We start from the raw sequence: 10,820 nt of genomic DNA, 5'->3' as shown, positions 1-10,820 counted from the left end.
AAACCTCTTCTCGTAATCAGTTTTGAATTGCACCTCTCTATCAAGACAAACGCAGCCTCGCAAATGGGCAGACACTGATGAAATCAGGCTGAAACTAACTTATTCGAGTATTCGGAGAAGTCTTGAATGGGAGGAATAAGGCTTTGGTAGGCGGACATTCAGGGAAGCCGCAAGGAGAATGACGATAACCTTGGTTCAAAACGTCACCATTATCTTAAATAAAGAAAATGAGAGCAACTCAGCCATGAGTCAGGCGGCGATTTCATTGAACTAACCCCCATGGGGGTTAGTTCAATGAAACACCACTTGTTGGAGACTCATTGGTTTCTGATTACTCTCATACAATACGAGGAGATTCATTATTTGAAAGTTCGTTTTGAATGGTCTGTTCAGATATATCTTTTACCATTTTTAGTTTGTATATTGGTTATTGGCTATTGGATATCTTTAAAGACATTTTCAGGAGCGATCAATACCATTCATGTCGCTAACGATCTGATGGATTTCAGTGATATCTCTGACCTGTTCTTTAATGTTTCCTGAATCCAGCAGGCGGATATCCCTGACGCCCGCTTTAATTGAATTGCGGATTCCGGCCAGAGAATCTTCTATGACTGTGATCTCGCTTAAAGGAACCTCGATCAGTTTTGAAGCTTTCTTAAACATATCCACTTTATCCTCATAGGTTCCATCATCGTAGACGATTTTTTCTGGATCCATCCAGCGATCGAGCCCAAAGCTTTCGACAAAGAAGTCGATGTTTGGCTTGATGGAGGCAGAAGCAATGGTAAATGGAATGTTTCTTTCTTTGAGATGATCGAAAAGTTCTGTGGCTCCTTCAATCAGATGGAAATTCTCTGTATCTTCCTTGCAGAATTCACGATAATATTGCTCTTTTAGCAAAGAGTACTTTTCCTCAAGTTCTCTATCTTCCTTGTCTCCATTTAAATAGCGAATAATCAGTTTATTGGGTTTGCCATTCATTTTCTGATGCAGTTCTTCTTCGGTAATGTCCTTGTTTCGCAGTTCTCTGGAGATTTTGCTCCAGGCTTTGATGTGTTTGTCGTTATCCAGAAACAGTGTTCCGTTAAAATCAAAAATTACACCTTTCATTTTATTTTTCGTCTCCTTTGGTCTGCACGATTTTTGTAAATTCTCCATAATGGTCTAAAACATCCTGAGAAACAGAAGAATCTGTGATCAATTCATCAATGTTGTAGAGATCATAGTAGACATAAAAATCTTCTCGGTTAAATTTATGGATGTCTGCAAGCAGGTATGTTTTTCTCGAATTTTTACAGGCTAAGGCCTGAAGTTCACCTTCGGCCATGGATGAGGTGGTGATTTCATCATCGGCAATTCCATTGCACGATATAAATGTCTTGCTGAACTTAAGGCTGCTCAGCATCTTGTTAGCTAAAGGGCCGACAAAGGACCCAGTAGTCGAACGATAGGCTCCTCCAATCAGGATCACACGGTCCTCAAAGCTTTCCTTAAGCATTTCAAACGCTGGAAGCGATGGGGTGATCACCCGGATGTGGCGGTCGCTGATTAAAGAGGCTAAGAGTTCAACGGTGGTTCCCGGACCTAAAAAGATCGTTTCATCATCCTGGATCAGGCTGGCGGCATAACGGGCAATTTCCATTTTTTCATGGGCTTTAATGGTCGATTTCTGGATGTGGGAAAGCTCATAGTCAATGTTATAGTCAATGGATTGAGCTCCTCCTCTGATTCTTACCAGTTTTCCATTTCTCTCGAGTTCATCAAGATCCCGTCTGACGGTCATATCAGAAACCTTCAGGTCTTCCATAATCTGAGCTGCAGTGACGATTCCATTTTCATTCACCATCTTTAAGATCTGGTTGAGTCTTTCGCGCTTAAGCATGTCAATCACTCCTCTCACCATCTTTATAGCGGTTTTTAAAAAGATCGTCAATACAAATAAACAGAAACAAACAACTTTTCTCTTTACGTTTGGTTGATTGTGTTTGTAAATCGCAATAAATTTGTTTGAAACCGTTGACACCGGCTTATTGTGTTCGATATTATTGAGTCACCAGGAACGAAACAAACAAAACCAAACTTAAAAGATCATAAACAAACTATATTGTTGCTTCGATCTGGTGAAGAAAAAACAAAGGAGGAAGACGATGAAAAAATTACCGGAAGATTTTATTTTTGGAGGGGCGACGGCTGCCTATCAGGCAGAAGGTGCGACTCGTGAAGGTGGAAAAGGATTAGTGGCCTGGGACACATTTCTGAAAGAACAGGGAAGGTTTCTGGCAGATCCGGCCAGTGATTTTTATCACCGCTATCCAGAAGATTTAAAGCTTTGCTCGATGTTTGGAATCAATGGAATTCGCCTTTCGATTGCCTGGAGCCGTATCTTTCCAGAAGGAAAAGGAAAGGTTAATCCGGAAGGCGTCGAATTTTACCATAAAGTGCTCAAGGAAGCGAAAGACAGAGGGATCAAGGTATTTGTTACGCTGCATCATTTTGATACTCCCAAGGCGCTCTTTGATCAGGGAGACTTTTTAAATCGCGACAATATTGACGCTTTTGTCGATTACGCGAAGTTCTGCTTTGAAGAATACCCGGAAGTGGAATACTGGACGACATTCAACGAAATCTATCCAATCGCAACCAACCAATATTTGCTTGGAATTTTCCCTCCGGGAATTAAATACGATCTGAGTAAAGTCATCATGTGTCTTCACAATATGATGGTTGCTCATTCAAGAACGGTAAATCTGTTTAAGGAAAACGGCTATTCAGGACAGATCGGGGTCGTTCATTCACTGGAAACCAAGTATCCGGCCAGTGATTCTCCTGAAGATATTCATGCTGCTTTTCTTGACGATGCTCTAAGTATTCGCTTTTTGCTCGATGCGACCTATAAGGGCGGTTATTCAAAGGAGACATTAGAAGCGCTTGATGAAATCTGCGCAGCCAATAACGCCTCTTATGAATTTCCTGAAGAAGACTTTATTGAGTTTGAAAAATCGAAAGATCGTAATGACTATCTTGGAATCAATCACTACCAGTCTCATTTCGTAAAAGCCTACAACGGTGAAAATGCTATTCATCATAACGGAACGGGCGACAAGGGAACCGGATCCTACAAGGTCAAAGGGATTGGTGAACGTATATATAAGGAAGGACTAGAAAGAACAGACTGGGACTGGCTGATTTATCCAGAAGGCCTCTACGATCTGATGATGAGAATCAAAAAAGACTATCCAAATTACAAGGCCATTTATATTACCGAGAATGGAATGGGTTATAAGGATACATTTGATCACGGCATCATTATGGATAAACCGCGTATTGACTACATCCGTAAATATATGAGCTCTCTGGCAGATGCCATTGATGCCGGAGTCAACGTAAAAGGATATTTTCTATGGTCTTTGATGGATGTCTTCTCCTGGTCCAATGGCTATAACAAGCGATATGGCCTGTTCTTTGTGGATTTTGAAACCCAGGAGCGCTATCCAAAAGAATCAGCTTACTGGTATAAACAGCTCGCTGAAACAAAAACAATTTTATAAAAACAAAAGAGGGAGAAAAAAAGATGACTAAAGATGAAATGAACATGATCGGTTTTGAAATTGTTGCTTATTCCGGAGATGCCAGGAGCACTCTGCTGCAGCTGCTCAAGGAAGTCCGTCAGGGCAACTTTAATAATGTGGATCAGCTGATGGCGGATGCGGATGAAAACATCAACCTGGCTCATAAGTCTCAGACACAGATTCTTGCCGCAGAAGCAGGTGGTGACAATATGGATATGGGCTTTATCTTTGTCCATGGACAGGATCATCTGATGACTACAATTCTTTTACGCGACATCATTACAGACATGGTTGAACTTTATCGGAGAAAATAAAAATGAACGCAATCATTCAATTCATTGAGAAAGGACGCCCTTTCTTCAATAAACTGGCTGGAAATATCTATCTGCAGGCCATTCGAGATGGTTTTCTTACCGCAATGCCTGCCATTCTGTTTTCAAGTATCTTTATTCTGTTAGCTGCTTTGCCTGAAGTCTTTGGAATTGTCCTTCCAAGTGCTGTTTCCTCCTGGCTTTGGAGAGTCTATAACCTTTCGATGGGGATTGTCGGCGTTCTGGTTGCAGCAACCACAGCCAAATCACTGGCTGAAAGCATGAACCGCCGCATGCCAAAGGGAATGAGCCTGAACGTTGTCTCTATCATGCTCGCAAGTATTACTGGATTTTTGATGCTTGCGGTAACCGAGATCGATGGCGGAATTGATGTAACTTACCTGGGAACGAAAGGACTGTTATGCTCATTCATTTCTGCATTCATCAGTGTGAACATGTATAAATTCTGCACTTTGAAAAATATCACCATCAAGATGCCTCCTGAAGTTCCTGGAGTGATTTCAAATGTATTCAAAAACGTATTCCCATACTCCTTTTCGGTTCTGGTCTGTGTTCTGATCGATCTGATCTGTGAAATGGTCTTTGGGATCCGGTTTGCAGAATCAATCATCCAGCTGTTTTCACCGCTGTTTTCAGCAGCAGACTCTTATGTAGGAATTTCTATTGCTGCTGGAGCTTATGCCTTCTTCTGGTTTTTGGGTATTCATGGTCCATCGATTGTTGAACCTGCAATTGCCGCAGCGATCTATGCCAATGTCGAAGCCAACCTGATGATGGTTCAGCAGGGAGAGCAGGCTTCTCATGTTCTGACAACGGGTCTGATGAACTTTTTAGCCTGTATGGGTGGAACCGGATGTACCCTTGTTGTTCCATTTATATTCATGTGGATGTGCCGGTCCAAGCAGCTCAAAGCAGTAGGGAAAGCTTCCTTTCTGCCAGTCTGCTTCAATGTAAATGAACCTGTGCTGTTTGCCGCACCAATTGTTCTGAATCCCTATTTCTTTGTTCCGTTCATACTCGCTCCCATTGCGAATGTAGTGATCTTCAAAATGTTTGTAGATCTTCTGAGTATGAATTCCTTTATCTATGTTATGCCTTGGGCAATGCCTGGGCCTCTGGGCATGTTCTTTGGAACAGGAATGGCTCCGCTTGCTTTAGTCTGTGCCGCAGTTGTCATCGCTGTAGATGCACTCATCTATATTCCGTTTATCAAAGCCTATGATGCTAATCTGGTTATTGAAGAAGCTGAAAAAAGAGAAGAGAATGCTCAGGATGAAGTAAAAGAAGAAGCAAAAGTTTCTGAAGCTGCAAATACTGAAGCGGCTCAAATCAGCGCTGCCCAAAAAACGGAGTCTTCTCCAGTACAAAGTGAAATGGAGAATTCTGAAACTGGTTTAACAAAATCCGAGCAGAAGCCACTGAATGTTCTTGTGCTTTGCGTAGGAGCTGGAACCTCTGCGATGTTTGCGAATGCTGTAAATAAGGGAGCGCAGGGAAAAGATCTTCCGGTCAGTGCACAGGCAGAGGCCTTTGGTGCTCATACTGATATCCTGAATCAGTTCAATCTGGTCGTCCTTTCGCCTCAGGTGCAGTCTCGTTATGATGAGATCAAGGCAGATGCTGATCGTTATGGAATTAAGGTGGTTAAAACCAAGGGCGCACAGTATATCAATCTGACTCGTGATCCAGAAGGCGCAGTTGATTTCGTTATTTCTGAAGCAAATTCTGAATCATAAATCCCTGATTCTTATTTATGTTTGAATCCACAAGCAAAATCAAGACTGGATGAAATCAGTTCAGAAAAACGATCCGATTGATTGATTTAATGGCTTCAAAATATCCTGAATCAAAAACACAAATAAGAGCAGAATTTTCCGAATGATTCTTTTCGGGAAGTTCTGCTTTTTTTTCAGAGACTAAAGAATATTTGTCTTTATAACTCATATTGATTGAAAAGAGTCTTGATCGGATAATATCTAAAATGAAAGAATGGTCAAAAGTCATACATTTATCAATATGTGATGACATTCTTGAATTGACAGTGTATTTTGTTAGAGATATTAAAATTTAGAATATTGTCACGATCGCCTGCCGATCCATAGAAAAAAGACTGCTGCTTAATCTTCTTTTTAAGTCGTGGCGTATTCTGAAGACTGCATCTGTTTTACGACTAATTTATGGATTCAAAGTTGAGATGTGGATACAGATTGAAATGACAAATCGCTTCAATTTATCTTGTCGATGGATAAGCAGAAAACAGATGATCCAAAGACAAAGAACATCAGTGAAGAATCAGAGAATAACTTTCTTTTTTCGATTCAGTCCACAAAGCAGATTCAATTGCAGTTTTTACTCTTCTGAAATCATTCGCTGAACTTCAACTTCTCTGAAATATCTCTATATCAATCTCTCTATATAAATATAGAAGATATGAAAATTAAGAGGAAAAGTTTTTTGTCTGAAACAGCGAGAAAAGAGTAAAAAAGAATTCAAGAGGAAAAAATAATGAAATCAGGAAAGCCTATATCAAAATCAATGTTTGGCGTTCTTGCAGGAACATTGATGGCATCGTCTATGCTTGCTTTTGGCAAACCTGTCTATGCCGAAGAAGATCTTCCAAGCCGTGATATCTATGTCGTCTATGATGACTCGGGAAGCATGTATAAAAACTATGCGACTGGAGAAAATGTCGACACATGGAGTAAGGCAAAATACTCCATGGAAGTCTTCGCATCCATGTTAGGCGAGCAGGATGTCATGAAGATTTACTATATGTCGGATTATTCCAAAGATGGAAAAGCCGATGGACCCAAAATCACTATTGAAGGCGGTGACGATCCCAATCAGAACATCCTGAAAATCCAGGAGCAGAAAACCGCTTCAAAAGATACACCTTTTGAAGCGGTAGAAGAAGCTTATGATGATTTAGAAGACTCATCCGGAGAAGAAAAGTGGCTGATCGTTTTAACAGATGGTCAGTTTCTCAATGGAAATGGAACTCAGGATGAACAGAAGAATAAATTGGATCAGTTCTTAAACGAGAAGGATTCAGATATCAATATCATCTTTCTGGGACTTGGCCAAGAGGCTCAGAATATCGATGAAGTCAAAAGCCGGAATATTTATTCTGAAAGAGCAGTCGACAGCAACCAGATTCTTGAGAAGGTCACAGAAGTCTTCAACCGGGTCTATAATACAAACTCCTTAAAGGAAATTGGATCGGATGGAACCTTTGAACTGGATGTTCCAATGTCGAGAATTACGGTTTTTGTTCAGGGAGATGGCTCAAAAGTAAAATCCTTAAAGGATGCCGGTGGAAAAGAAGTCGGAGAACTTGTTGATTCGGTTAAGGTTTCAACCACTGAAAAGTCCGATAACAGCGAGCATCCCGACAGCAATCCCAAAGAGCGCCTTCAGGGAGAAATTGCGATTTATGAAGGTGAATTTACCCCCGGAACCTATCAGGTCAATACTGAAAATGCCGCTAAAACCGAGATTTATTATCAGCCAAATCTGGCGGTCACTGCCTATCTGACAAATTCCAATGGAGAGCGGGTCGATGAAACCATGGATCTTCCTTCAGGGGATTATACTCTTCACTTTGAAATGATCAGTGGACTGGATGGAAGCTTGCTTCCTGAAAACAACATCATTGATGAAAGCGGCGATATTGAATATGAAGCCCATATCAAGAATAATGGAAAACTGATTGGTGAAGGCTATAACGATGGAGAGACCATTCACGTTGAAGAAGGCGGACTTGAAATTGATGTGACAGCCACCTTCTTACGTTATAACCGGGTTCATGATAACCTGGCTCTGTCTGCTTTTAGTGACAAAGCGGTGACATTTGAATCTTCTGATCCTTCAGACTGGACACTAAATAAGACTCTTGAAGCTAATGAGCCTTACTTTGTATCGATGAAAGTCGAAGGGAAAACACCGACCGAGCAGGAATGGGAACAGGTAGGCGTTCCTGAAATTGTTGTCGATGAAAATGCAGAAGCAAAAATCTCTGCTCCAATCATCGAAAAGACAGAAGAACCGGGTGTTTTTGCGATCACTCCGAATTCAGAACAGAGCGATTTTAATCATGTGCCTTATGGAAAAGAAACTCTGAAGATCGTCATGGATCAAAGTGTGGATTCGATTCCATGGCAGGGGGAAAGTGATGTTGAATTAAATATTCAGGATCAGCGCAATTGGTTTATCAAACATCTCGATTGGATTGCCAGAAACTGGTGGTGGGCTATCCTGCTTCCAATATTGCTATTGATTATTGCAATTGGATACATTCCTGGAGTGAAAAAGTATCTTCCTAAACTGCCAAAGAAGATGAATATTCGTTGTGTGCCCAAAGATTCAATCAATGGGAAAACAAAAAATGAGCCTTCGGTACTGATTGTCGATACAAAGAATAAAATTCTGCCTTATATGGCTCAAACGGCCAAATTCGCCATTACACCTGGAGATGCAGGCGAAGAAGACTATTCCAAAATGAAAGTCAAAGCCACATCCAACCATAAAATGATCATCGAAAATCTAAACGCTTTTGATGGGGGTAAAGTTTCCATCAATGATGAAGTGGTTGGACAAAAAGATCCTGAAACAGATCAGGCAGTGAAGATCAAACCAATTGGACGTACCGCAGAAATCACAGTAGATGGCAGACAATATACGTATGAGCTGACTTTAAACGAGAAGTATTCTGCAGACTGATACGAAATAAAATGAAATAAAATAAAAAATTCATAGATTGTCCACTTTGGATTTATAAAAGCAACAGATAATAAGTTATGAATCTGTAAACACTCAGGGTCGATCTTCGTTTTGCTCAACATCCTCAATATTTATATGGAAATTTTTATGGAAGACGATGAACAAACAATGAACGAACGTCCTGATCAGATGCATGAACTGGAAAGAGGGGAATGAAATGAGTTCACCAACATTACTTGTCGGACTCGGAGGAACAGGAAGCAAAATTGTCGCAAAAGTCTCTGACATGATTTCAGACGAACAGCGCCGCGATATTTCCTGTGTCATCTTTGATACCGACGCCAACGATATCCCAATGATTAAAACGAACAATCCGGAAATCCGGGTGGTTCAGACTTCAGCCAGAATGACGGTTGGAGAATATCTTGAAGAAGACCATTACGCCAGAGATACCTGGTTTCCAAATAATCCGATTCTTGATCGAAAGGTCCTTTCTGAAGGGGCCGGTCAGGTTCGGTCGATCTCACGTTTAGGTTTTGAATCAGCCATTCGGATCGGACATATGGATCCTTTACACGATGCGATCGCAGATCTGTACAAAGTCGATCAGAAAAAAGCTGAAAACTCACTTCGGGTAACCATTGTCAGCTCCTTGGCCGGTGGGACTGGATCCGGGCTGATTGTTCCAGTGGCTATGTACATTCAGCGCTATCTTGAAGATCATTTCCATCAGAACTCGAATATTACCCGTGGATTCTTTATTTTGCCTGAAGTGTTCTATGGAGCCATTCCAGCAGACCAAAGAGATAACCTGAAATCCAACGCCTATGCTTCACTTCGTGAACTGGATGCCTTTTTAGTCAAAGGAAACAAGCTGCTTTCAGAAGAATATCAGGATTCAGTCAAACTCGAAATGCCGGTTGCTGGAACAGATCGTCATGAAGATTATGATGTTCTTCCTTATAATTTCTGCTTTTTATTTGATGCTCAGAATGCAGAAGGCAAGAAGCTGAATTCATTGGAACAGTATATGGATCATGCGGCAAATATCATTTACTCCATGTCGATTGGGCCGATGAATAAACGAAGCAATTCTGCCGAAGATAATGTCATTCGCAAGCTGGCCAAGGAGGGCGGACGAAACCGTTATGCCGGAGCTGGAGCAAGCCGTCTGATTTATCCTTATGAAGATATCTGTCAGTACATTGGCTTAAACTGGGCTAAACAGAGTGTGAGTGAACAGTGGCTTGAATACGATCGTCAGTTCAAGATGGAACGAGAAAGAGCAGCCAAACGAAGAGAAGAAGGATATTTCGAAAAAGAAGTGAATCGTTCTGAGAAATATACCTCTTCGATCGAAAGTGATGCCAATGGTAAGAAGCCGTTCGCGCAAAGCATCCTGCTGTCTGTTAAAAATCCTCAGGAAGGAAAAGATTCTGTAGCCGCTTATCTGAATAATGTAGATGACTATCTGATATCCGGACTGACTGGCGCTGCTGAGGTTCAGAATACAAAAGCTACACTTGATTCCTATTTAAAAAAGATCGATGAAGATACGGATATCAATGAAGAAAAAACGTATCTAAATAAAGCTGCGAGCGAACTTCAGAGCTATTTACAGTCGATCAATGCGTATGTTGAAAATGAATATAGGAATGTGGCTTATACCTTATATGAAGGAGCAAGTAATCAGGGAAAATTGGATCAGGGCTATTATCTTGAAAAAGTAATTGAGAATAATGGTCAGATTCTTCACCCAAATGCCGTTCGTTATCTGCTCATCAAGATTCTGGATGATATGAAAAAAATTCAGAAAGGCGATCAGCAGTTTATCGATGCCAACGAAAAGAATCTTTTGAATTTTGTTGAACAGCCATGGAAAAAGTTCCTTGAAGAAGAAGGAGCTAAATCATTCGATGAATACAAACCGAAAGGTATTTTTGGAACGAAGAAAAAACATAAAGAAAAACATAATGAATTAAAAAGGACTCTGAAGTCGAAAGAAAAAGCGATTGAAGACCTCGGGAATAGAAAAATCAGAGCTAAGGTCTACGAAAGAGGAATCCAGTAGGATCTGTCAACTAAACTGTGTAAGTAGTTTTACAGCCGTTAGTTTACTGGACCAGTTCACTGCCTGATTCAAACACTACATGCCTGGTCTGTTCTGTCCAGGGTCCACAGGACCCCGAAGGGGCTT

At 41.0% G+C, this 10,820-nt stretch carries 7 protein-coding genes; 5 read left to right on the top strand and 2 right to left on the bottom strand.

Features of this window, described 5'->3' with window-relative positions; translation table 11 throughout:
* Window positions 1-459: 459 nt before the first annotated feature.
* Window positions 460-1,113, bottom strand: coding sequence for an HAD family hydrolase (locus BO222_RS08965; RefSeq protein ID WP_075820315.1), 654 nt, complete (start codon window positions 1,111-1,113; stop codon window positions 460-462).
* 1 nt (window position 1,114) lies between these two features.
* Window positions 1,115-1,885 carry a DeoR/GlpR family DNA-binding transcription regulator gene (locus BO222_RS08960; RefSeq protein ID WP_075820313.1) on the bottom strand — a complete coding sequence of 257 codons (771 nt, stop codon included), beginning with the start codon at window positions 1,883-1,885 and terminating at the stop codon, window positions 1,115-1,117.
* A 265-nt stretch (window positions 1,886-2,150) separates the two neighbouring features.
* Here BO222_RS08960 and lacG point away from each other — a divergent pair, with 265 nt between their 5' ends.
* The 5 genes from lacG to BO222_RS08930 all read left to right on the top strand — a co-directional run bounded on the left by lacG (window position 2,151) and on the right by BO222_RS08930 (window position 10,694).
* Window positions 2,151-3,551: a 6-phospho-beta-galactosidase gene (gene lacG / locus BO222_RS08955; protein ID WP_075820311.1), complete on the top strand. Its 1,401-nt coding sequence runs from the start codon at window positions 2,151-2,153 to the stop codon at window positions 3,549-3,551.
* Between the two features lie 23 nt (window positions 3,552-3,574).
* Window positions 3,575-3,886: a PTS lactose/cellobiose transporter subunit IIA gene (locus tag BO222_RS08950; protein ID WP_075820308.1), complete on the top strand. Its 312-nt coding sequence runs from the start codon at window positions 3,575-3,577 to the stop codon at window positions 3,884-3,886.
* A 2-nt stretch (window positions 3,887-3,888) separates the two neighbouring features.
* Complete coding sequence (locus tag BO222_RS08945; RefSeq protein ID WP_075820306.1) at window positions 3,889-5,640, top strand: PTS lactose transporter subunit IIBC; 1,752 nt, start codon at window positions 3,889-3,891, stop codon at window positions 5,638-5,640.
* A 769-nt stretch (window positions 5,641-6,409) separates the two neighbouring features.
* The gene (locus BO222_RS08935; RefSeq protein WP_075820302.1) at window positions 6,410-8,623 is read left to right on the top strand and encodes a vWA domain-containing protein; all 2,214 of its coding nucleotides are present in this window, start codon (window positions 6,410-6,412) and stop codon (window positions 8,621-8,623) included.
* A 217-nt stretch (window positions 8,624-8,840) separates the two neighbouring features.
* On the top strand, window positions 8,841-10,694 hold the full coding sequence (locus tag BO222_RS08930; protein WP_075820300.1) for a tubulin-like doman-containing protein: 1,854 nt from the start codon (window positions 8,841-8,843) through the stop codon (window positions 10,692-10,694).
* Window positions 10,695-10,820 lie beyond the last annotated feature (126 nt).

This window comes from Ileibacterium valens, assembly GCF_001945525.1.
GTDB classification, from domain to species: Bacteria; Bacillota_I; Bacilli_A; order Erysipelotrichales; family Erysipelotrichaceae; genus Ileibacterium; species Ileibacterium valens.
The sequence above is the reverse complement of the archived record's forward strand: the minus strand, read 5'-3'. Positions and strand labels throughout refer to the sequence as shown.